The organism is Chryseobacterium sp. FW101-FHT12H09 (assembly GCF_058790395.1).
The window spans coordinates 846,665-868,798 of sequence record NZ_JBYTCP010000003.1; the positions used below are offsets into that span (position 1 = coordinate 846,665).

Here is a 22,134-nt window from a genome sequence, read left to right on the forward strand (position 1 = left end):
TATATGAAAAAGAATATATCGCTATTTCTGTTACTGCTATCTGCAGTGCTTTTTGCGCAAGAAAAATTTCAAGCTCCAAAATTAGACAATGAAAAATCATGGAGTATCGTTCTGATCCCAGATACGCAAAACTATGTGAAATGGAATAAAAATCAGCCTATTTTAGATCTGATGGTAAGATGGATTGAGGACAATATCTCTCCACTTAATATTAAAATGGTTTGCCAGGTTGGGGATTTGGTGGAACATAATAATATTCTTAATCAGGGATATGACGGAGACCAAAGTGCAGATGACCAATGGAAATCCGTGCAGTCAATCCTGGGAAGGCTCAATGGAAAAGTACCCTACGTAGCTGCAACAGGAAACCATGATTTTAGTATTAATGATGAAGGCAGAAGGTTTTCCCGCTATAATGAGTTTTTTCCTTCTAATTTTAATCGTTTAAATCAGAAATATTTAGCACAGAACTTTTTTAATGATGCCGGTGCTCCAAGCATGGAAAACTCTGTTTTGGAACTTAAAGGATTAAATGGTATCGATTATTTATTTCTTAGCCTTGAATTTGCGCCGAGAAACAAAACGTTGGAATGGGCTAAAAAAGTGTTGGATATGCCTCAATACAAAAATCATAAATCGATTTTAATAACCCACGCCTTTCTTAATGAGAAAGACAAGAGAACGGATAAAGATAATTCATGGTTCATGTATGAGCCTTTTTTAATAAACAATGTCCCTCAAAAATCCAAAACCATCATTCTTCCAGAGTCCAATAACGGCGAACAGATATGGCAAAAGCTCATACAGCCGTCTCAAAACCTCGAGCTCGTGCTAAGTGGTCATATCTCCGGTGAGGGCTTCCGTGTAGATCCCAATAGTTACGGGAAAAACGTGAATCAAATGCTTTTTGATATGCAAAGTGAAGGCGGTGGTCATCGTGATGGTAATGGAGGTGATGGCTGGCTCAGAATTATTGAGTTCTATCCTGATAATAAAACGGTAAAAGTAAAAACCTACTCCCCTCTTTTTGGTATTTCACCGGTTACTCAAAAAAATGCCTATAAAAAAGACCCGAGAAATGAGTTTGTTTTTAAACTTTCAGAATAACTCCGGATATATAGCACACCCATTGCTTTATTTTTAGCATCGAAATTTAAGCTAATATGAATATTGTAGAGGCGAGCTAATAGCTCGCCTCTACTTTTATAAAAGACTTTGAATCCTATTAGAATTAAATTTACATAATTTCTACTTTCCGATACAAAACTTAGAGAAAATATTCCCTAGCACCTCATCATTCGTAACTTCTCCGGAGATCTCCCCAAGATGTTCCAGCGCATTACGAAGTTCATAGGCCAATAATTCCGTAGAGATCCGGAAAGTGATCGCTTCGTTTACTTTGTGTACAGCACTTAAGGATTTGTGTAATGATTCAAAGTGACGTTGATTGGTGATAACCACATTGCTTTCCTGAGACTGTAACTGTTCTACATAAGAAGACAATTCATTTTTAAGATCCTGGATATTTTGATTTTCAACTGCAGAGATGGTGATAAAATCAAATTCGTGGGTGATTTCATTTCTGAAAATATTCTCAACGTTTTCATATTTTGTTGGAATCACCTCATCAATTTTGGTTGCACAAATGATGAGTTTTAAATCATCCCTCACTAAAGACCGGATCATTTCAATATCTTCTGAAAAGTCTTCTGTGGCAGCATCTGCTAAATATACCAGGATATTAGCGTTTTCTACTTTCTCTTTTGCTTTTTTGACACCAATTGCTTCAATTTCATCTATCGTTTCGCGAAGTCCTGCGGTATCTATTAAACGAAATGCGTGACCTTTTATATGTAAAACTTCTTCGATCGTATCTCTCGTCGTTCCAGCTATACTGCTTACAATTGCTCTTTCTTCTTTTAGTAAAGCATTCAGCAAAGTTGATTTTCCAGCGTTCGGTTTGCCGATGATCGCCACAGCAGTTCCATTTTTAATGGCATTTCCATATTGGAAACTTTCGATGAGAGAATTTAATTTTAATTCTATTTTGTTCAATAACTGATTCAAAGCTGACCGGTCTGCAAATTCTACATCTTCTTCAGCAAAATCCAGTTCAAGTTCGATCAATGAAACGAAGTTTAACAGATCAGTTCTCAGAATTGATATTTCATTCGTAATTCCACCTTTCAGCTGATTGATGGCGACTTTTCGGGAAGCTTCATTTTCAGAAGCTATTACATCGGCAATTGCTTCAGCCTGTGAAAGATCTATTCTTCCATTGATAAAAGCACGAAGGGTAAATTCTCCTGCTTTTGCCATTCTCGCTCCGTTTTTAGTCAGGGTTTCAAGAATACGTTTTCCAATATGCGGAGATCCATGGAAAGCAATTTCCACAGAGTTTTCAGTCGTAAAACTTTTAGGAGCTAAGAAAATAGATAGCATCACCTCATCAATAGCCTCATTACCATCCATAAAATACCCATAATGAATGGTATGGGATTTTTGCTTCTCAAGATTTTTTCCTGGAAAAGATTTCTGAACCACGGATAAAGCATCGTTACCCGAAACTCTGATAATGCCTAAAGCTCCTACTCCATTGGCCGTAGCCAGTGCACAAATGGTATCATTATTCATGCTGCAAATTTACGTTTTTTAATGGAAATTTTTATAGTAAATGGTTATACGGATTGTCTATAGCACCGATTGAGATCAGAGGTAAATCTCCTATTTTCTTTTAGACTTAAAAAGATCATCCAGATGTTTGACGTAAGAAAGCTGCATGGTAATCGCAGTCAGACTAAGTTCTTCTCTCTTTACAGGATATACCATCTTATTGTTGATGATGATTGCCAACGAAATCCCCCAGTTATTTTTATGATAATTTCCGGCAATCCGGGCAAAAGCTGTCGGATAAACTTCAACTTTTCCTTTTTTCAATAATTTCGGAGCATTTCCAAAATTAGCACCAGCCTGAATGGTTCCTGTCATCATCCAACGATCACTCACCACCCAGGAATAAGCATATCCTCCATTTACCCCCAACTGGAAATTTTCTAATTCGTATGTTCCATCAGAATTACTTCTTTCCATTCCTTTTAGTTGATAATAATATCCCCCAGATCCTACAAGCCAGCTTCCCGCTGAGTGCAATTGTATTTCATCAAGATCAAAAGCTGCTTTAGATGAAAAACGTTTTCCATTGAACAGATAAGTAGCTTCCATACCAATCTGTTTGACGGACATATTCCGGAACATTTGCGGATTTTGATCTTTATCTTCTTCAACATAAAAACCCCTATAGTCCTGAAAAAATATATCAAATATCATTTTTCTGCCATAGTGATGGATCTGAAAATCCCGGGTTTTCGTTTTTCCGTATTTCTTTTTATCGGTTAAGGGAATAAAACCATAACCCAACTGTACGCCTACAATGGTATTTTTGATCGCGAAACCTATACCGGTATTTAACGGATAATTTGGTGTATAATGCCGATCTGTATCGTCCACTTCTAAGGAACTGGTAGAAAGGTATCCTGATATTCTGTATTTCTGAGAATAGGGCTGAATATACAGGGTATCTATTTGCTGAGCACGAATGCATGAACCGGATAATAGTACGATTAAGCCGATTAAAAGTTTCCTTAGACCCATGTATTATATGACAACATTATTTTCAACCATCTGTTCGCTATAGTTTCTTTAATAAAAGGTATTATTTTCAGTTTTATCAGGTAAAAATAATATAAAAAAAAGGATTCAGAAAAAATATTAGCACACTTTTAACTATTATTAATGATTTATAGAAGCTTCCCCATTTAGGTATTTATTTCCTTTTCTGTCCTAACATCTGTATTTTATTGAGCCATTCAAGACGTTGTTTTTCATCAGAAGTTTTAATGATTCCAACATAAGTAACTTTCACTGGCTTTACTCCGCAAAATTCCAAAGTTGATTTCTTAAGCTGATTAACGCTGGGCCGGCCATAGAACAACCGGTAATACCATCCCGGCTGATCTAAAGTCGTTATAATATGTGCAGTTTTCCCTTTTAAAAGTTTATCCCACCAAACAGAATTCTCACGGTATTTAAAAGCCATACCTGGTAGAAAAAGCCGATCTATAAAACCTTTAGTAATAGCTGGAAGACCACCCCACCAAACAGGATGAACCCAAACCAGGTGATCCGCCCATTGTATTGTTTCCCAGGCTTTAAGTAAATCAGCTTCAAGTTCTATTCTTTTCTGATACCCGAATTTCAGATTGGGATTGAATTGTAGATCTGATATAACAATTTCCCTAACTTCAGCTTCTGATTTATCAGCTCCTTTTTTATAGGCTTCAGCAAGAGCGAAACCGAAGGAATCTTTATTGGGATGTCCGTTGATGATTGCTATTTTTTTCATTCTCTTATCTGTATATTGATGCTTTCGTAAGAATTTAATGAGTCTAATAATACTTCAGGTTTGTGCAGCTGATGACTAAAATAAACTTTATTCTCATGGCGGCTGTTTAGTAATTCTTCAGTATGTAAAACTGCAGATAAAGCCGTCAGTTCAGCCTGTCCTTTCGCACTTTTCAGACTGATTGTCTTACTGCCGTTTTTACTTGTGATCACAATATCAAAAACAGACTGATCTCCTTTGCCACTGGATCCAAAAATCATTCTTCTCTCTTTTAAAGACAGAATATTAAAAATTCTTATTTGCTGAAAAGCACCTAACAACCAGGTTATGAATTTTGAATTATAGGTCATTTTTACACTTACGTCAGGAATTTTTTCAATTTTATTTAAAATATATAAATCCGGTACATCAAAATTGTAAGCTGTTCTTTTTCCTATTCCAAAGGAATAAGTAAATGGTTCAGAATTTAAAAAATGTTTTACGGAAACAGGTTTGTTATTCTTGTACATCGAAAAGGGTTTAGAAACATTTTCCGCCATAAAATGCGCTGAACTTTCCCCTGCCAGATCTTTTACGGAATAATAGACAAAAAGCTGTACTGCATCAACTGCATTTGAAAATGTATTGACCAATCCACCAACAATACCTCCCATCCAACCGGAGCTGAAAACAATTCTGCTTTTCACCGGTTGTGTTCTAGCGAAATCATAAGCACGCATTAAATCTGGCGTAGGCTTAGTGATATCCAGATAATCGATATTGTTTTCAATGGCAAAACGAAGAATATAATCTTCTTTATCATTTACGGACAGAATAATCAGGTGAATCTTTTTATCCAGAATAGTTTGAAAGGTATCTGGTTTTGTCACATCAATAACTAAGTCATGATCTGTTTTTCCTGGCTTACGACCCCCAATAAAAATAGGGTGTTGAGGGTTTCTTGATTTAAAAATTCGGGCAATAGTTTTACCGACCATCCCATTTCCACCGATAATTAAAATGTTTGACTGCATCTCTAATTTTTTGACAAAACTATAGCGCAGCGCGATCAATTAACAGGACAAATGTCTAAAAAGTAATTTCCTTTCGGATACGGCTTAAATGTCTTTGGGTAATTCCTAAATAAGAAGCCAGATATTGCAAGGGAATATCCTGGATATAATTGGGCTGATTCTGTAATAGGGAAAGATATCTTTGAGTAGCATTATCCCTCTGTAATTGAAAAAACCGCTTTTCAAGTTCGAGGTATTCCTGCTCTGCAATCATTTTTAAAAATAGGATCCACTTAGGATTTCCATTCACTAATTTTTCAATTTTCTCCTTTCTTAAGACCTGCAAATGAGCTTCTGAAATCGCCTGCATGGTTTCAACACCGGGATTTCCAGAAATAAATGAAGAATAAGAGGCAATAAATCCATTGGGAAATCTAAAACAATAGGTGTTATCTTTTCCCTCACTTGAAGTATAATAGGATCTGAAAATACCGGATTCTATAAAGGCTATCTCTTTACATTGATCTCCTTCCTGTACAAAATAATCATTCTTATTTAATGTTCTTGCTTCAAAAAGTTGCAAAAAGCTTTCAATTTCTTTTTCAGAAAATATATTAAAACTTTGGAAGTAGTCCTTTATCATCTTGAGCCGATTTATGGTCTTTAAAATTCCTTCAAAATTAAATAAAACTAAGCTTTTAACAATAGACAAAAAAAATCATCCCATTGCTGCGATGATTTCCCGTTTTAATTTATTAAATGTAATATGAAGATATGAAAATGATGTGCTTATTATTAATTCAAAGATAGTTTCCATCATTTTATAATGTTTCAGGGAAATCACTAAAAATATATCCGGGAAAATACGGTAGTGTAATTAAAAAAAATATTGTATAGAATATTTTTTTAAGTATCAACACTAAAATAATAAATTATTGATACCCTTTAAAACCTTAGGATTTTGATAAAAGTATATTATTTTTTATTAAAAAAATCGCCTCATTGCTGAGGCGATTTCTACTGTCTGTGTTTTTAAAAATATAAATAAAATGAAGTGGTGTCTGTTTTGATTGATACAAAAGTAGAATATAACCCGAGCTGAACCATCAGGGTAATCCCTAGAAATACATCCGGGAAAACCCGGATACCCATTTTTTTTAATTCATCATGCTGATTGACGTCATTGCGAGGTGCGAAGCGACGAAGTAATCTCTTACAGATTGAAGTCGTTATGGTAAAGAATTAGTTCACCTACGGCTCTCAATGACAGTACTTAAGATTTATTGCATATGGTACTTTAAGAATTCATACATTTTAGAAATCTTTGAATTTTATAACCTGCTTAATCTGCGAGATAAAAAATTATACCACAAAAGTTTTTAAACACTTAAGTTTTTTAAGTTTAATACATGCTGCATAAGAAGAACACATAAGCTCTTTTAAAAATCAAAGATTTTTCTGCAAATAAATTAAAAAAAGCCCCGTAAGAAATTCTCACAGGGCTTTTAAATGTATCTAACAAATTTTTACAGTGGACTTACCAGTTGTAAGAACCATTCTTTAACGTCACCTTCTAAATATGGAGACAATTTTTGTTGACAAGTTTGGTGATATTGATTTAACCACGTTATTTCTTTATCAGAAAGAATTTCTTTTACAATCGTATCTTTAAAGAAAGGACAGAATGTAAGTGTTTCAAATTCATAGAAAGTTCCTGAACCTGTTTTTTCTGATTCTTTTACAGCGATAAGGTTTTCATGACGAATTCCGTAATCTCCTTCCAGATAGTATCCAGGTTCGTTAGAACAAACCATTCCGGGAAGAAGATCCTGTGGATTCAGATCTTTTCTGATACTATGAGGCCCTTCATGCACATTCATAAAGCTTCCTACTCCATGACCTGTTCCATGGTTAAAGTCTTTCCCTTCCATCCATAACGGAAGTCTTGCAATAGCATCCAGATGAACTCCCTTCGTTCCCTTTGGAAATTTTACCATTGATAAACGGATCATTCCCTGCAATACCAAAGTAGAGTTTCTTTTAAAATCCTCAGAAACTGTTCCCAATGCAAAAGTTCTTGTGATATCTGTCGTTCCTTCTAAATACTGGCCTCCTGAATCTACCAGGATGCTCGCGTCATTGGTTACTTCTTTACTGCCTTCACTTTTTGCTGAATAGTGCATAATAGCACCATTGTCTTTGTATCCAACAATACTTCCGAAACTTTCACCCACAAAATTTTCTCCTGCTGCACGGAATCCTAATAGTTTCTCACCAATAGAATATTCTGTCATGGCTTCTTTTCCAGCATTATGAGTAAGCCAGTAAAGGAATTTTACCATAGCTACTCCATCTCTCACCATCACCTTTCTGAAACCCTCCAATTCAGTTTCATTTTTCTGAGCTTTCATTAAGTTCCCGGGAACCGGAGCTTTTAAAAACTGATTATCTGCTTTTAAGGTCTCAAAAATAGACTGATTGCTGTTTGGAGAAACTAGGACTTTTTCATTTTTAACCATTTTTAAATGATTATAAAACTCCTCATAAGGCATCATTTTTACAAAAGAATCATCAAGTTGTCTTCTTGAAACCACCTCTAATTTTTCAAGATCTGTAAACAAAATCGCATCATTCTTTGTGATAATGATATATCCTAAAAATACAGGATTACTTTCTACATCACTCCCTCTTAAGTTAAGGGTCCATGCTACATCATCAAGACTTGAAATGATATGAACTGTTACTTCCTGTTCTTCCATTTTCTGACGGATAGCAGAAAGTTTATCAGTTACAGATTTCCCCGCTCTTTCTACGGGCTGGATATATATTGGATTTTTTGATGGCGTTCCTCTTTCCTTCCAAACTTCTTTCAGCAAAGGAGCATCTACCAAACTTATATTTTTGTTGCTTAGTTTTTGAGAAAGTAATTCCCAGTTGGCATTGGATGTTGCTACTGCATTAACGGCTACTTTCCCGCTTGCAGGAATTTCGGAAATAATCCAATCGATATAGTTGGGAGTTCCTTCAACTCCATCTTTAAAAAGATCAATCCCAGAGCCTTCCAGCTCTATGGCAGCCTGGGTAAAATATCTTCCGTCAGTCCAAAGTCCGGCTTTATCTTTTGTGACAACCACAAAACCTGCTGATCCTAAAAATCCGGAAAGCCAAGCTCTTTCCTGCCATTCTTTCGGTAAATACTCGCTCATATGCGGATCTGCAGAATATACTATAAATGCATCAACATTATTTTTCTGCATTTCTTCACGAAGCGCAGCTACTTTTTCCTTTGAAGTCATTTTTTAAATTTTTAAGAACGGAAAGTTACAAAAAATTTGAGGTTTCGAATTCAAATTATTAACTGATTTTTCAGGAATTGATGGTATTTTTTCTTTTTTAAAATAAATTAAAAACAAGAGTTTCATTATGCTTTTAAGGCGCAAGGATTTTATCGTAGATAAAAATGATTAGCGTTATTGCGAGGAGCGAAGCGACGAAGCAATCTCTTATAAATTGAAGTCGTTATGCTAAGGGATTGCTTCGCCTTCGGCTCGCAATGACGATATCTACTTTTATATTCCCGGTTTGTCTAAGTAACAGATACCACACTTCTTTAATGATTGAACAAAGAATCAACCATTTAACTTTAAATTAAATATTATAAAACTCAAAAATCACAATTATTATTAAAAATATAAAGCTTTGGAAAGATTCTTGCTATATTGTTTTCCATGGGAAAGCAGAATTATAAAAATCATAGGAAATTCTATCCACCACATCATTTTATTTACCTTCCATTGTTATTGGTTTTAGAAGGTATTGGAATTTATAACATCTGGAATGATCCTGATAATAAATTGATCTGGATATTATTTTCAATTATTATTTTTCTTATTCTCTATTTAGCGATCATGCTGAGACAGCATTATGCATTGGGCAATCAAAACCGCATTGTGAGACTGGAATTCAGGCAGCGATACTTTGAGATCTTTAATAAAAGATCTGATGAAGTTTGTGAGAAATTAAGTTTTGATCAAATGGCTGCATTGAGATTTGCTTATGATGATGAGTTTAAAGAGCTTTTATATAAAGCATTAAACGAAAACATTTCCGGAGATCAGATTAAAAGATCTATTAAAAACTGGAAGCCTGATCAACACAGAATTTAGAACTAAACACCAAAAATAAATCAATATGAAAAAGTTAACCTTATACAGTATTGCCATATTCAGTTTATTGTTACTAACAAGTTGTGAAGCCATTGAAACCATCTTTAAGGCTGGAATGTGGTGGGGAATCCTTTTGGTGGTGGCAGTTGTCGTTATTCTATTATTAATTTTTTCGAAGGGTAAAAACTCTTAACCATTTTTCATTATGGATAATGACGATTTTGAATTGATCTCCCATCTTAGGCCTTCTAAGATTGTAAAGATTATGAAAGATCCGGTAGCTTCTGCAAAAGCAGTGAATCTTATTTACACTTCTGATACAGAAACTGCCGGAATTATTCGTAAAAGAAAGGGTAAGAAATATTCATATTTTAAAGATGGTGAAAAGGTTAAAGATCAGGATGAAATTACCAGGATCAATAAACTGGTCATTCCTCCGGCGTGGGAAAATGTATGGATCTGTGCCTTGGACAATGGTCACCTTCAGGCAACTGGATTTGACATAAAAAAAAGAAAACAGTATAAATACCATTCTCTTTGGAGCGCCTTAAGAAATCACACCAAATTTTACAGAATGCTTCAATTTGGGTATGCTCTACCTGAAATTCGCCTGCAGGTGGAAAAGGATCTTGCTTTAAGGAATTTCGAAAAAAGAAAAATCCTTGCGCTGATCGTCAGCCTCATGCAACGTACCAATATCCGTATCGGAAATAATGCTTATGAAAAACTGTATGGATCTTTTGGACTGACTACTTTAAAAGATAAACATGTAAAGATAAACGGACAAAAAATGACCTTTTCCTTTAAAGGAAAGAAAGGGGTTATGCACAATGTGGATCTTAAAAGTAAAAGACTGTCCAGACTCGTTCAGAAATGTAAAGATATTCCGGGAAAGGAACTTTTCCAGTTTTATGATGATGAAGGAAACAGACATTCTATCGACTCCGGAATGGTAAATGATTATATCAAAGAGATCAGTGGTGAAGATTTTACCGCTAAAGATTTCAGAACCTGGTCAGGTACTGTGAGTGCTTTAATTGCCTTTAAGGAAATAGGATATGCTGAAAGTAATACAGAATATAAAAAGAAAGTAAAAGAAGCTCTTGATATCGTAGCCTCACATCTTGGCAATACCAGTACAGTATGTAGAAAATATTATGTTCATCCTCTGGTCATTAATCTTTACGAAAATAATACGATTAAAAAATACCTTGACGAATTGGAAGATATAGAAGTGAATGATGGCAAAGCTGATCTCACTCAGGAGGAAAAACTGGTTTTAAAAATTCTCGAGAACGAAAAAATGTAATTTGCTATTTAGACATAAAAATAGCTGGTAGAAATTCATACTCTTTAATTTCAATAACAGATTCTTCTTTGTCAAAGAAAACATCAAGATTTCTTTCTAAGAAAAAAGTTAATCTATCCATGCATTTTTGATTTGTTGCGTAGGTAACTTTAAAGGGACGTTTACCAAAAGTGGCTGCAGCCCCTTTCATAATCTGATAGGTTCCTTTAATGATACTTTTACAGTTTTCCTGATTGATATTAATTTGAAAATGAGTTAAATATAATTATTCTTAGAACGAATAAATTACAACATTGGTCACAATTTTTCTTTGTGTAAAAACTGAACCCGGTATTCTTTTGGGGTAATTCCTGTTATTTTTTTAAATAATTGGGTGAAATGCGAAGCGGTATGAAAATTAAGCTCATAGGCTATTTCTGCAATATCTTTACTGGAATGCAACAGTGCTTTGCTGTAATTGATATCAATCTCATTGATCCATGTTTTTGGAGATTTCTGAGTTACATTTTTCACACACTTATTAAGATAGTTTTCTGTCACCGACAGTTTATCGGCATAAAAAGCCACTCTCTTTTCCCCTACATGATATTTAAACAAAAGATCCCGGAACTGCAATGAAATTTCCATAGAGCGGGTGGCAAGTTTGTGATGACTCTCCAAATCCGTACTCAGCATTTTAACGAGAATAAGGTGTAACATCGTGATGACGACTTCATTCACATTGAAATTATTCAGCCATAATTCCTGTTCCATGATAGGGAGAAGCTGGGTAATAGTTCCGTAAGTCAGCGTATCTAATTTCAGAAAAGGCGTCATGAAAAAAATACTGGTTTTATGTTTGGGAAGCTCCTGTTCGGATAAAATACTGTTTTCATACGCAAGGAAAAAACCTTCTGCATCATCTGACAATTCTATGGTTGCCGTAATTGTTCCCTGCTTAATAAAAATAACACCTCCTTTTTCAGCCTGATATTCTTTATTTTCAAGATATTGTTTGATATGACCATTGGTAATGAATATAATGAAATTAAAGGTCGTCCGGTATGGGATTACCGGCATCAGAATCCCTTTAAGATAATTCTCAAGCCGGTAAAGCTGTATATCCGCATTGTTAGCTAATATTTTCTCGGTAATATTAGGGAGAAAAAGTTTTTTATACTGAAAATTGGATAGTACCTCCATATCCTTGATTATAGGTTATTAAAATTAAACAAAATAATATAATGCATAGTGTAACAATATAACAGTGTACCAATGTAACAATGTCATAATGAAACTGTGTGATAATAATGAAACAGTAGTCTTTTATAGACTATACTGCAATACAATCACAGTCCAAAATTCATACACACTAACACTTTCAACTCTCAATTTTCCACTTTTTAAAACTTATAATAAACCCCTACTTTCAGCCCAAAAGGACTTCCAGGGGTGTACGTAAGATCAGTAGTCGATTCCGTTTCGTTTTTCAATTGGGTCTCAGTTGCAAACTGTGCTTCGTTCCATTTTACATTGAAAAGATTGTTTACCTGAATATTAGCACCCCATTTTGCCTGATTATACGAAAGCATCAGATCATTAACAAAATATGCTTTTGTTCGTATACTGTTATCTTCAACGGCAGGTCTTGCTCCCAGATAACGGTACTGAATCCCTAATGAGAAACCGTGTAAAAAGTCCCAATTCACAGAACCTGTACTGGTAATAACCGGAGCTAAAGGCACATAATCCTTCCCCTTTTCTTCTTCAGTAAATCTCGCGTGTGCATAATTGACATCCGCATTCAGATAGAAATTTTCCAATGGCTGAAAACGAATTCCCAAATCGGCTCCAAGACGCTGAGATTTACCCGAAGGTTCTACTACCGCATCATCTCCCACATATACAAATTCCTGCTGTAAGAATAAATACCATACTGTAGGGGTAATGATCAATGATTTAAAAGGATGCAAACGTAATCCGAAATCTCCACCGACCGAATAAGGAAGCGTCTTCTGTCCCTGTTGCTCGATTACAACCCTCATATCATTAGAATGAAATCCCATTCCGGTTTTTAAAAACCACATCACATTATCACTGGCTGCATAAGAAAAATTAAGTTTCGGACTTAACCGTGTTCCTTCTGAAGACTGGCCGGAAGGCAATTGTTCCGGATCCAACAGGTTATGCATATTAAAGATAAAATGATCTATCCTTAATCCAGGATTAATCGTCCATTTTCCCGTTTTCCAAACCAATCCAGTATAGGCGTGAAGATTGGTTTCCGTTCCATTAACGTTAGATAATCGGTCTAAAAGCAAATCCCTGTGATAGACATGATTCAGCTGAAGGGTATTGATATCATCATTTCTGAATCCCACTCCTGATATCCAATCTAAAGTTCCATTTGGTAATGAAAAATTCTTGGTATACTTTATTTCTGAACCGTAGATATTTCTTCCGTCTGTCTGCTGAATTTCATCTCCATGATCCTTATCTTTTAAATAAAAAGTAAAATCTGAATAGAGGTTAAAATCATATTTAGAATACCAGGCCATTGCATCAATCTGTTCAGACGGTGAGATGATATGCTTGTAATTCATCTGAAGGTTGGTTCTGGAAGTACTTCCGCCTTCTGTAGGATCAATACTTCCCCATCTGCCGATGATCCCCTCATTTACCGTACGCTCAGGAATTTGTCCTGATGCATTCCATGAAGAATTAAACGTAGAAAACTGAATATTAAAATAATCCTTATCTGTTAACCATTGATTGTATTTACCAAAAATATTGACCCTGTTGAAGTTTTGTTTTACATCGAAAGGACCATCTGTATAATTATATTCTGCGGCTAAATAAGCACTCTTTCTTCCGGCAGCATCATTAAGAATATTAAACATTCCTAAAATCCTTTTACTGTTAAAAGATCCACCCTCTAATTTGATCATACTGTTGGCTAAACGGTCGTAGGTTTTAAAATCTACATACCCTGAAGTATTAAAATCTCCACGATCCATATAATAAGCTCCTTTTCCAAAATCGATGTTATTTACCGTTTCAGGAATCACAAAATGCAAATCAGAATAACCCTGTCCATGGGCATGAGACACCATATTCACTGGCATTCCGTCAACATTTACGCTTACATCTGTCCCATGATCTGAATCGAACCCTCTAAGGAAAAGCTGTTCTGCCTTTCCACCTCCTGCATGCTGAGCGATAAAGAGCCCAGGTACTTTACGAAGTAGATCCTGTGCGGAATTAACCGGAAATTTATTAAGATCTACTTTGGTAATCGCAGACAAAAATGAGCTGTGATTAATCGCCACTTCTGAAATCTGAAAAGGTTTATGCTGCATAAAAACAACTTTATTCTTTTCGTCATCGTTGTTGATCACCCACTTTACGTCATCATATCCCTTATGACTGATCACAAGGGTATCAGGAAAGGAAGCTATATTTAATCTTACCGATCCATCGGTTCCTGAATGCGTATGATTGTTTCCATGGTCAAATGCTATTAAAGCTTCTGAAATAGGAAAATGATCATCAAAATCTTTAATTAACAATTGTTTTTGTGATCCTGCCTCTTGTGCTGCTACTTCTACATTCACCAACACGCCTAAAAGGACGATCATTACTTTTGTTACTTTCATTGATTAAAATTGATATTTTTTTTAATTATTTTTTTGCCTTTTTTATAAAAATTTTCTGAATCACTAAGGTCATCCATGTGCCCACAACAAATGGAAATGTAAGAACTCCCCCAACTTCATTGAGCACATTATAGTCGATCAATAAATCATCTATAACCACCGTAAGAACCACCGCAATAAGCACCCAGATACCATCAACTTTTTTAAAACCTGAAAAAGCAATGGCAGAAAGAACAGCATTAAAGCCAAACAACCCCATGTGAATTTTATCAATCGGTTCTCCATTGATATGAGAGATATAAGCACCAAGTACCGAACCGGCCAAACCATACAATGCTGCGGCAGGAGAATTGATGAAAACAGCGATGAAGAAAATAATTCCCGAAAGTATTCCTCCCTGAAAAATTACCTCACCAAATCCATTGGTACAGGTTAAAAAATCATCATAATCAACAGGTTCTATTTTAGCAGTCATCATCTCAGATGGTGGAATCTGTGTGAAATGATGAAGCAGACAAATACTGATCCATGTCACGATGATAAAAGGAAATGTAAATACAGGAACCTTCTTTTGGATAAAAAAGTGCTGAATGACAGTAGCCAATGCACCTCCTACAGCAATAAGAAACCATATCAATAAGGTGGTCTGAAACACAAAAGACAGGGCAACACCCACTAAAGCTGCACTAAACCCATACAATCCTGCATTAATTTCCGATTGGGGATACCGTAACTTCATGGCTGTAAATGTACCAGCAGCTGTTGATAATAAAACGGCTACACCGCCTTGCCAGCTTCCCATAAAAATTCCAACCAGAAATAACAAACCTGTCCATCTGTTTTCCTGAAGCATGATCTGCCCGATTCCTTTTAATACATGATCAATAAAAGGAAATTTCTCAAAAAATTTGTTCATAGTTTTTTAATTAGATATTAGATGTCAGATGTTAGATCTGATGGTTCGAGGTTAGAGTTACGGGTTACATAACTAAGAATTATATTTCCAGGATCCTGCCCCCACAACTCGTACCACTACCATCCCAGAAATACCATTCCAATTCCACAAACCGTAACCACAGCTCCACTTACTGCTCCCATATACCGTTCCAATTTTTCGGTATTGAATAATGTGGAATATCCATAACGTCCCAGTAATACCATTCCCAGCATTGTTAATACCGTTGTTATGGTAAAAGAGGTAACGAGTGCGAAAATTTCATAAGTCGAATGCTTTACCCCTGAATAAAATAAAAGTGGAATTAAAGGCTCGCTGGGTCCCATTACAAAAATCATAAACAAGACCAGTGGAGTTACTTTAATCCTTGTTTGAGGCATTACCATTTCAGTGTGATTGTGTTCATACACATAGACATCGTCTCCCATCACATCAAAATGCTTGTGAGGCTTATTTCGAACAGCCTGAATTAGCCCATAGATCAGATAAATCCCACCTACAATAAGCAATGCCCAGCCTGAAAAATTACCTCTTATATCCTGAAACCATGAAATTTTATTCAGCTGCCAGCCTAAGAAAACGCCAATAAAACCCAATACTAAAGAGCTCATTACATGCCCAAATCCACAAACTATTGTCAAAACAGCTGTTCTCATTCCACTCCATCCCTTTGATTTCGAAAGTACGATAAACGGGAGGTAATGATCCGGCCCGGATGCCGTATGTATAAAACTTATAGAAATTGCACTGATTAAAAGTGCCCAAATCGTTGTATCCATTAATTAATTTTTATGGTAAGCTCCAAAGCTTTTCCTGTACATAAAGAAAAAAGTTATACATCAATTCCCCTCCATTTCCAAGGGCTCTGATGATAAACCCATTATTTTCCATTGCCGAAATCCCAATTTCCATATCGCCATGATTTGCTTCATCCGCATTTAAAATAGATTCTATTAAAGCTTCTTTATCCACATTATCTTTTGTACTGTAAAAGATCAAAGTTCCCTGATGGGTAAACTGTTCTAGATTACCAATACCATTGATTGGAATAAGATCAGGCTGAATAAGCACATTATCTTTAATCATCAGTTTGTTTTCATGATAAATTTCCATCAGATTCTGAAAACGCTTTAGCTTGAATACTTCCCCATAATGTTTTCTTCCGCAGGTAATGATCTCGCTGATAATGATCTGACTGTTCTTTCCGATGTGAATCTGTGCTTCACTTTTAAAATTTGAACTTTCATGAGGAACGATCGGATGCGGAACATATGCGAAGGAAGTATGATCCTCCATGGAAACATTTAAAAGCTGGACAGCCTTATCTTCCATATTGAATAATCTTTGGTATGACTGTGATTGCAATTGCAATGAGGCTCCTTTTTCCAGTGTGATTTCCAAATGATAACGGTCTCCATCCAGAATTCCTGGCGAAGAACTCATGATCATCTGATAGAGTTTGTTGTCATTCTTACGCTGCCCTACAGATACCACTCTGAACGGAAGGGAGACATAAAGATCTTTCACATAAGATTTCCCCTCCTTATATCCGGCAGCCAATTCTAAACGGCTATTCATCTATCGTACAAGATTCGGTTCTTCACATTCTTCCAGCAATGCATATTTTTTGATCCAGCCAATCACTTTATCCAATCCTTCATCGGTTTTAAGATTGGTAAAAACAAAAGGACTTCCGTTTCTCATTCTTCTTGCATCCCTTTCCATTACTTCCAGACTTGCTCCAACATGTGGTGCCAGATCAATTTTATTAATAATTAAAAGATCCGAGCGGGTAATACCAGGTCCTCCTTTTCTTGGGATTTTTTCTCCTTCCGCTACATCGATGATGAAAATAGTAACATCAGCAAGGTCCGGACTAAAGGTTGCTGATAAATTATCCCCCCCACTTTCTATTAGAACCAATTCGATATCCGGAAAACGGGCAGTTAATTCATCTACTGCTTCAAGATTCATACTGGCATCTTCTCTGATAGCGGTATGAGGGCAACCTCCTGTTTCTACCCCGATAATTCTTTCGTGAGGCAAAAGGCTGTTTTTAGCCATAAATTCTGCATCTTCTTTGGTATAAATATCATTAGTGATCACTCCAAGATCGTAGGTTCCAAACATTTTTCTGCTCAAACGTTCCAGTAATGCGGTCTTTCCTGATCCTACAGGACCCGCCACACCTACTTTTATATATTTTCTATTTTCCATTTTTTTAATTTTAATTAAATATAAATTTGTTATTTAGCATTTAAGACATATACAACCTAGAGTACAGCCTTTCATGCTGCATACAGTGAATATCAAAAGACGTATTACAGATTCCCACCAGTTCCCTGTCTATTCCCATCGTCTCCTGTGCAGTCTGTTCCATCACACTATAAAGCTCAAATAGAATATCCTGTCCATCAAGCTGTCCAAGAGGTACTAATTTTACGGCATTGGTAATCATTCCAGCTACTGATGTATAATAAAACCCTAACAAAGCTTCATACAAAGGAATATTCATCAAAGCCGTGTAAATGCCAAATACAATGCAGTAGTGAGAATTGACTTCTCCTTTTCGGATGACCTCTTCATATGATTCCATAAAAGAAAAATGCTCCCTTCTTTTGAAGATCTTAATCAAACGCAGTCCTAATTTCTGACTGGCCTGACGTATTTCTTTGGGACATTTTAATGCATTACATTCCTGATCAAGTTTTTTGATTGTTTCTAAATCTTCCTTTTTAGCCGCTTCATAGGCGAACCTCATCAAAGCTCCATCGTTATATTTCAAATTATAGATCAGCATATTTTCTACAAACTCTTTTGCCGTTTTCAGATTATTGACAATTCTTTTCTGCACATACGTTTCCAGTCCGTTAGAATGGCTATACCCACCTATTGGCAATGTGGGATCGGCGATATGCAGCAAACCTGCCAGAAAATTTAAGTTCATATTATTCATCCTTTGGCGCTGCCATTTTAAGTATTTTAGTAAATAAAGTAGATCCTAAACTTCCATGTCCGTGAGGTTCCACATTCGATTTAAGAAGGTTCAGGAGCTTTACATTCTGTAATTCAGGAGCAAACCCACTTACCTCCAGCCATCTGTACATCGGCATTTCAAAGGGCAACAATACCTGATCATTCTGAATAAATAATGGAATATGTTTATTCCCGATCTCATAACATACCGTTCCCATCTCCAGCATTGATGCAGGCTTCATGACAATGGCTTCGGTTTCCAGAACATTTACGATAATCAATTTCCCTTCATCCTGATAGAGAATATCTCCTTCACGCAGTCTTTGCCCTTCTCTAAGAAATTTGATCGCAATATCCTTCCCTCCACGGGTTTTCTTACGCTGAATTCTTTTGGTGGTTTCAAACCATTCCAGATCCAGATAATCTATTTCTTTTTCCATCGAAGGATATTCAGAAATATTACCTAAGGTTTCATTAATAATCATTGTTCTTATTTTTTTTTCTGAAATCGATATTCTTAGAAATTCCTACTCCAAAAGTGGAAGCACTTATTCCTGCTACATACGTTTTTGTCCAGCCTTCCTGTTTTGTTTTCGTCTGCAGCATTGAGAGTTCTGCAAACTTGAATTTCAGAGCCCATCCACCACCTAAGAAAATGGCAAATAAAGGATAAGCACGAAGACGGTACCCATTAAAGTTATTCATAGCATCCGAAGTTTCTGATAATTGCTGACCCCAGACATAATGAGCGTCGACCTGACCAATCAAAGCAAAGTATTTCCCCAAACTGACAGATGGGCTGTACCAGATCCCGGCTTCATTCTGCTTGTATATTGTACGGTGATCTGAAACATTCTGGGCATAAGCATAATTAACTCCGATTACATCGTTATTGTTGAAAAAATATCCTATGCCAATAGGAACACCCGCATTAGCACTTGTTCCTACAGAACTGTTACTGCCTGAGGGCGCATTGGTTTTTGAATAATCAAAAGAGCCATACACCATAAATTGCCCTTTGGGTCCTTCTTCATCACTTTTTAATCTTTTCCCGCCCAGAAACTGTGCATGCATCTGAACAGACATAAAAGAAGTTCCAGCTATAGCTATTGACAGTGCTTTTTTATTAAAGTATTTCATCTGATCTTTAGATTTAATTGATATTCTTTGAAAGGCCCGGATTTTCACCGGGCTATATAAATGTCTTTCTTAGAACAGATAATACAACTGAGTTAAAGGAAGTTTTTCAGCAGGCTCACAAGTGATGTATTCACCATCAACAGTCACTTTATAATTTTCAGGATTCACTTCAATTAAAGGAGTTTTATCGTTGTGGATGAGGTCTGCTTTAGAGATGTTTCTACAGTTTTTTACCGGTAGGATCATCTTTTCCAGCTTAAATTCTGCTATAGAACCATTGTCTATAGAAACCTGAGAAACAAAAGTAGCACAGGTTCCGTATTTTGCTCTTCCATGCGCACCAAACATATTTCTGTAAATAACAGGCTGCGGTGTTGGAATAGAAGCGTTCGGATCACCCATTTTGCTGGCGATTACCATACCCCCTTTGTAGATCATTTCTGGTTTTACACCAAATAATGCAGGTCTCCAGATCACTAAATCTGCCAATTTCCCTTCTTCAATAGAACCTACATATTCCGAAATTCCGTGGGCAATAGCCGGGTTGATCGTATATTTTGCTACATATCGTTTAGCACGGTAGTTATCATGTCCGGAACCTTTATCCTCATCAAGCTGACCCCGTTGTTCTTTCATTTTACTGGCAGTCTGCCATGTTCTGGTAATGACTTCTCCTGGTCTTCCCATAGCCTGAGAATCCGAGCTCATAATACTGAACACCCCCATATCGTGAAGAATATCTTCAGCGGCAATCGTTTCGGGACGGATACGGGAATCTGCAAATGCAACATCTTCAGGAATATTTTTACTTAAATGATGACAGACCATCAGCATATCCAAATGCTCATCGATGGTATTAATGGTATAAGGACGTGTAGGGTTAGTAGATGCAGGCAGGACATTGGGATACATCGCGGCTTTAATGATATCCGGTGCATGTCCACCTCCCGCTCCTTCAGTATGGAAGGTGTGGATTACTCTTCCATTAATAGCACGCATCGTATCTTCAAGAAAACCTCCCTCATTCAAAGTATCAGTATGGATAGCCACCTGAACATCATATTTGTCTGCCACTTTTAATGCAGCATCAATCGTTGCTGGTGTTGCACCCCAGTCCTCATGAATTTTAACACCCAAGGCTCCGGCTTCAACCTGCTCTTCAATCGGTTCTTCAGCCGAACAGTTTCCTTTTCCAAAGAATCCAAGGTTCATAGGATATTCTTCAGCAGCCTCCAGCATTCTCTGGATATTGAATCTTCCTGGTGTAACCGTTGTCGCGTTGGTTCCGTCATTAGGACCTGTTCCACCACCAATCATAGTTGTAATCCCACTATATAAAGAAGTTTCAATCTGTTGTGGGCAGATGTAATGAATGTGAGTGTCAATTCCTCCTGCTGTTACAATATATCCTTTTCCACCATGTACCTCCGTAGAAGCTCCGATGATCATATTGGGAGCGACTCCATCCATCGTGTCAGGATTTCCTGCCTTTCCAATGCCTACAATTTTACCGTCTTTAATTCCAATATCAGCTTTTACAATTCCCCAGTGGTCGATGATCACAGCTCCCGTGATACAAAGATCCAGAACTCCTTCATCTCTTTTACGGGTTACATTTTGTCCCATTCCATCACGAACGGTTTTTCCGCCTCCGAAAACGGCTTCATCTCCATAATGGGTAAAGTCCTTTTCAATTTCAATGATCATCTCAGTATCTCCCAAGCGGATTCTATCTCCGGCGGTAGGACCTAATATATTGGCATATTGTTTTCTATCTACGTGTAAACTCATCTTACAGATTTTTAAAATTTAACTGAATCGCTTTTGTAAGGCTTTCCGCTTTCTGTTGTTCTGAATCTACGGATCCATCCACAAGATTATTGAAGCCCATTGCTTTTTTGCTTCCTCCTATTTCTACAAGCTCTACCTCTTTTTCTTCCCCCGGCTCAAAACGAACCGCTGTGCTTGCTACAATGTTCAGTCGCTTACCGAAAGCTTTTTCTCTATTAAAACTCATCGCTTTATTCACTTCAAAAAAATGAAAGTGAGAACCCACCTGAATAGGACGGTCTCCGGTATTTACAACCTTTAGTTTTACAGTTTCTCTGCCTTCATTGCAGATAATTGTACCTTCTTTTACAAAAATTTCTCCTGGTATCATACGTATGAATTAGCGGATTGGATTATGTACGGTTACGAGTTTTGTTCCATCGGGAAATGTCGCTTCTATCTGAACATCGTGGATCATTTCCGATACTCCAGGCATCACATCATCTTTGGTAAGAATTTGTGCACCTTCCTGCATCAGTTGAGCTACTTTTTTCCCATCCCTGGCTCCTTCCAACAGGAAATGGCTGATGATAGCAATAGATTCCGGGTAGTTAAGCTTAAGCCCTCTGGCTTTTCTTTTTAGAGCCAGCTCACCTGCCATGTATAGCATGAGTTTCTCTGTTTCTCTGGGTGTTAAATGCATTGTATGTTATTTAAAATTGAACATGCGATATCCTGTCTGCCTTTTAGAAAAGGCAAATCGAAATGCTTTTAGTATTAAAAAATTGA

General features: G+C 36.5%; 23 protein-coding genes. 4 read left to right on the forward strand and 19 right to left on the reverse strand.

The window, feature by feature from the left end:
- The first annotated feature begins 3 nt into the window (after positions 1–3).
- Positions 4–1,107, forward strand: a complete 1,104-nt coding sequence (locus AC3WRL_RS14590; RefSeq protein WP_492330621.1) for a metallophosphoesterase — start codon at positions 4–6, stop codon at positions 1,105–1,107.
- Between the two features lie 141 nt (positions 1,108–1,248).
- Here AC3WRL_RS14590 and mnmE read toward each other — a convergent pair whose 3' ends face one another.
- From mnmE to AC3WRL_RS14620, 6 genes are all read right to left on the reverse strand, one after another.
- Positions 1,249–2,634 (reverse strand): tRNA uridine-5-carboxymethylaminomethyl(34) synthesis GTPase MnmE, encoded by a 1,386-nt coding sequence (mnmE, locus tag AC3WRL_RS14595; RefSeq protein ID WP_261512795.1) that lies wholly within the window; start codon positions 2,632–2,634, stop codon positions 1,249–1,251.
- Positions 2,635–2,724: 90 nt separating this feature from the next.
- Positions 2,725–3,651, reverse strand: a complete 927-nt coding sequence (locus tag AC3WRL_RS14600; protein WP_214826734.1) for a DUF4421 family protein — start codon at positions 3,649–3,651, stop codon at positions 2,725–2,727.
- A 172-nt stretch (positions 3,652–3,823) separates the two neighbouring features.
- The gene (locus AC3WRL_RS14605; RefSeq protein ID WP_261512796.1) at positions 3,824–4,402 is read right to left on the reverse strand and encodes an NAD(P)H-dependent oxidoreductase; all 579 of its coding nucleotides are present in this window, start codon (positions 4,400–4,402) and stop codon (positions 3,824–3,826) included.
- Complete coding sequence (locus AC3WRL_RS14610; RefSeq protein WP_492330622.1) at positions 4,399–5,415, reverse strand: saccharopine dehydrogenase family protein; 1,017 nt, start codon at positions 5,413–5,415, stop codon at positions 4,399–4,401. The genes AC3WRL_RS14605 and AC3WRL_RS14610 overlap by 4 nt, the downstream gene beginning before the upstream one ends.
- A gap of 55 nt (positions 5,416–5,470) precedes the next feature.
- Positions 5,471–6,037 (reverse strand): Crp/Fnr family transcriptional regulator, encoded by a 567-nt coding sequence (locus tag AC3WRL_RS14615; protein WP_492330623.1) that lies wholly within the window; start codon positions 6,035–6,037, stop codon positions 5,471–5,473.
- Between the two features lie 883 nt (positions 6,038–6,920).
- On the reverse strand, positions 6,921–8,690 hold the full coding sequence (locus tag AC3WRL_RS14620) for an aminopeptidase P family protein (protein WP_214826742.1): 1,770 nt from the start codon (positions 8,688–8,690) through the stop codon (positions 6,921–6,923).
- Positions 8,691–9,122: 432 nt separating this feature from the next.
- Between AC3WRL_RS14620 and AC3WRL_RS14625 the strand changes: the two genes are divergently transcribed.
- The 3 genes from AC3WRL_RS14625 to AC3WRL_RS14635 are packed head-to-tail and all read left to right on the forward strand — an operon-like array spanning position 9,123 to position 10,869.
- Complete coding sequence (locus AC3WRL_RS14625; protein WP_214826743.1) at positions 9,123–9,560, forward strand: DUF6526 family protein; 438 nt, start codon at positions 9,123–9,125, stop codon at positions 9,558–9,560.
- A gap of 25 nt (positions 9,561–9,585) precedes the next feature.
- Positions 9,586–9,753 (forward strand): phosphatidate cytidylyltransferase, encoded by a 168-nt coding sequence (locus AC3WRL_RS14630; protein WP_214826745.1) that lies wholly within the window; start codon positions 9,586–9,588, stop codon positions 9,751–9,753.
- Between the two features lie 12 nt (positions 9,754–9,765).
- Positions 9,766–10,869 (forward strand): DNA topoisomerase IB, encoded by a 1,104-nt coding sequence (locus AC3WRL_RS14635; RefSeq protein WP_214826747.1) that lies wholly within the window; start codon positions 9,766–9,768, stop codon positions 10,867–10,869.
- 4 nt (positions 10,870–10,873) lie between these two features.
- Here the strand turns inward: AC3WRL_RS14635 and AC3WRL_RS14640 are convergent, their stop codons facing one another.
- The 13 genes from AC3WRL_RS14640 to ureA form a co-directional block, all read right to left on the reverse strand.
- The gene (locus AC3WRL_RS14640) at positions 10,874–11,059 is read right to left on the reverse strand and encodes a hypothetical protein (RefSeq protein WP_492330624.1); all 186 of its coding nucleotides are present in this window, start codon (positions 11,057–11,059) and stop codon (positions 10,874–10,876) included.
- Between the two features lie 107 nt (positions 11,060–11,166).
- A complete protein-coding gene (locus AC3WRL_RS14645) occupies positions 11,167–12,051 on the reverse strand; it encodes a helix-turn-helix domain-containing protein (RefSeq protein ID WP_214826751.1) in 885 nt (294 codons plus the stop codon).
- Positions 12,052–12,251: 200 nt separating this feature from the next.
- A complete protein-coding gene (locus AC3WRL_RS14650) occupies positions 12,252–14,504 on the reverse strand; it encodes a TonB-dependent receptor (protein WP_492330625.1) in 2,253 nt (750 codons plus the stop codon).
- A gap of 25 nt (positions 14,505–14,529) precedes the next feature.
- On the reverse strand, positions 14,530–15,420 hold the full coding sequence (locus AC3WRL_RS14655; RefSeq protein ID WP_492330626.1) for an urea transporter: 891 nt from the start codon (positions 15,418–15,420) through the stop codon (positions 14,530–14,532).
- Between the two features lie 116 nt (positions 15,421–15,536).
- Positions 15,537–16,238 (reverse strand): hypothetical protein, encoded by a 702-nt coding sequence (locus tag AC3WRL_RS14660; protein ID WP_214826759.1) that lies wholly within the window; start codon positions 16,236–16,238, stop codon positions 15,537–15,539.
- Positions 16,239–16,248: 10 nt separating this feature from the next.
- Positions 16,249–17,037 carry an urease accessory protein UreD gene (locus AC3WRL_RS14665; protein WP_492330627.1) on the reverse strand — a complete coding sequence of 263 codons (789 nt, stop codon included), beginning with the start codon at positions 17,035–17,037 and terminating at the stop codon, positions 16,249–16,251.
- A complete protein-coding gene (ureG, locus tag AC3WRL_RS14670; protein ID WP_261512807.1) occupies positions 17,038–17,676 on the reverse strand; it encodes an urease accessory protein UreG in 639 nt (212 codons plus the stop codon). It abuts the gene before it with no gap.
- A 40-nt stretch (positions 17,677–17,716) separates the two neighbouring features.
- Positions 17,717–18,406, reverse strand: a complete 690-nt coding sequence (locus tag AC3WRL_RS14675; protein WP_492330628.1) for an urease accessory protein UreF — start codon at positions 18,404–18,406, stop codon at positions 17,717–17,719.
- A gap of 1 nt (position 18,407) precedes the next feature.
- Positions 18,408–18,920: an urease accessory protein UreE gene (gene ureE, locus AC3WRL_RS14680; protein ID WP_492330629.1), complete on the reverse strand. Its 513-nt coding sequence runs from the start codon at positions 18,918–18,920 to the stop codon at positions 18,408–18,410.
- Positions 18,910–19,575, reverse strand: a complete 666-nt coding sequence (locus tag AC3WRL_RS14685) for a hypothetical protein (protein WP_214826774.1) — start codon at positions 19,573–19,575, stop codon at positions 18,910–18,912. The genes ureE and AC3WRL_RS14685 overlap by 11 nt, the downstream gene beginning before the upstream one ends.
- A gap of 69 nt (positions 19,576–19,644) precedes the next feature.
- Positions 19,645–21,366 (reverse strand): urease subunit alpha, encoded by a 1,722-nt coding sequence (ureC, locus tag AC3WRL_RS14690; protein ID WP_214826778.1) that lies wholly within the window; start codon positions 21,364–21,366, stop codon positions 19,645–19,647.
- Position 21,367: 1 nt separating this feature from the next.
- Positions 21,368–21,736 (reverse strand): urease subunit beta, encoded by a 369-nt coding sequence (ureB, locus tag AC3WRL_RS14695; RefSeq protein ID WP_492330630.1) that lies wholly within the window; start codon positions 21,734–21,736, stop codon positions 21,368–21,370.
- A 9-nt stretch (positions 21,737–21,745) separates the two neighbouring features.
- Positions 21,746–22,048: an urease subunit gamma gene (gene ureA / locus AC3WRL_RS14700; protein WP_492330631.1), complete on the reverse strand. Its 303-nt coding sequence runs from the start codon at positions 22,046–22,048 to the stop codon at positions 21,746–21,748.
- Positions 22,049–22,134 lie beyond the last annotated feature (86 nt).

What these genes read in the sequence shown, in the direction of transcription:
- AC3WRL_RS14610 (WP_492330622.1), bottom strand. Translation starts at nt 5,415, where the DNA reads ATGCAGTCAAACATTTTAATTATCGGTGGAAATGGGATGGTCGGTAAA.
- mnmE (WP_261512795.1), bottom strand. Translation starts at nt 2,634, where the DNA reads ATGAATAATGATACCATTTGTGCACTGGCTACGGCCAATGGAGTAGGA.
- AC3WRL_RS14605 (WP_261512796.1), bottom strand. Translation starts at nt 4,402, where the DNA reads ATGAAAAAAATAGCAATCATCAACGGACATCCCAATAAAGATTCCTTC.
- AC3WRL_RS14650 (WP_492330625.1), bottom strand. Translation starts at nt 14,504, where the DNA reads ATGAAAGTAACAAAAGTAATGATCGTCCTTTTAGGCGTGTTGGTGAAT.
- AC3WRL_RS14675 (WP_492330628.1), bottom strand. Translation starts at nt 18,406, where the DNA reads ATGAACTTAAATTTTCTGGCAGGTTTGCTGCATATCGCCGATCCCACA.
- ureB (WP_492330630.1), bottom strand. Translation starts at nt 21,736, where the DNA reads ATGATACCAGGAGAAATTTTTGTAAAAGAAGGTACAATTATCTGCAAT.
- AC3WRL_RS14635 (WP_214826747.1), top strand. Translation starts at nt 9,766, where the DNA reads ATGGATAATGACGATTTTGAATTGATCTCCCATCTTAGGCCTTCTAAG.
- AC3WRL_RS14600 (WP_214826734.1), bottom strand. Translation starts at nt 3,651, where the DNA reads ATGGGTCTAAGGAAACTTTTAATCGGCTTAATCGTACTATTATCCGGT.
- AC3WRL_RS14590 (WP_492330621.1), top strand. Translation starts at nt 4, where the DNA reads ATGAAAAAGAATATATCGCTATTTCTGTTACTGCTATCTGCAGTGCTT.
- AC3WRL_RS14685 (WP_214826774.1), bottom strand. Translation starts at nt 19,575, where the DNA reads ATGAAATACTTTAATAAAAAAGCACTGTCAATAGCTATAGCTGGAACT.
- AC3WRL_RS14660 (WP_214826759.1), bottom strand. Translation starts at nt 16,238, where the DNA reads ATGGATACAACGATTTGGGCACTTTTAATCAGTGCAATTTCTATAAGT.
- ureG (WP_261512807.1), bottom strand. Translation starts at nt 17,676, where the DNA reads ATGGAAAATAGAAAATATATAAAAGTAGGTGTGGCGGGTCCTGTAGGA.
- ureC (WP_214826778.1), bottom strand. Translation starts at nt 21,366, where the DNA reads ATGAGTTTACACGTAGATAGAAAACAATATGCCAATATATTAGGTCCT.
- AC3WRL_RS14645 (WP_214826751.1), bottom strand. Translation starts at nt 12,051, where the DNA reads ATGGAGGTACTATCCAATTTTCAGTATAAAAAACTTTTTCTCCCTAAT.
- AC3WRL_RS14655 (WP_492330626.1), bottom strand. Translation starts at nt 15,420, where the DNA reads ATGAACAAATTTTTTGAGAAATTTCCTTTTATTGATCATGTATTAAAA.
- AC3WRL_RS14625 (WP_214826743.1), top strand. Translation starts at nt 9,123, where the DNA reads ATGGGAAAGCAGAATTATAAAAATCATAGGAAATTCTATCCACCACAT.
- AC3WRL_RS14615 (WP_492330623.1), bottom strand. Translation starts at nt 6,037, where the DNA reads ATGATAAAGGACTACTTCCAAAGTTTTAATATATTTTCTGAAAAAGAA.
- ureA (WP_492330631.1), bottom strand. Translation starts at nt 22,048, where the DNA reads ATGCATTTAACACCCAGAGAAACAGAGAAACTCATGCTATACATGGCA.
- AC3WRL_RS14640 (WP_492330624.1), bottom strand. Translation starts at nt 11,059, where the DNA reads ATGAAAGGGGCTGCAGCCACTTTTGGTAAACGTCCCTTTAAAGTTACC.
- ureE (WP_492330629.1), bottom strand. Translation starts at nt 18,920, where the DNA reads ATGATTATTAATGAAACCTTAGGTAATATTTCTGAATATCCTTCGATG.
- AC3WRL_RS14630 (WP_214826745.1), top strand. Translation starts at nt 9,586, where the DNA reads ATGAAAAAGTTAACCTTATACAGTATTGCCATATTCAGTTTATTGTTA.
- AC3WRL_RS14620 (WP_214826742.1), bottom strand. Translation starts at nt 8,690, where the DNA reads ATGACTTCAAAGGAAAAAGTAGCTGCGCTTCGTGAAGAAATGCAGAAA.
- AC3WRL_RS14665 (WP_492330627.1), bottom strand. Translation starts at nt 17,037, where the DNA reads ATGAATAGCCGTTTAGAATTGGCTGCCGGATATAAGGAGGGGAAATCT.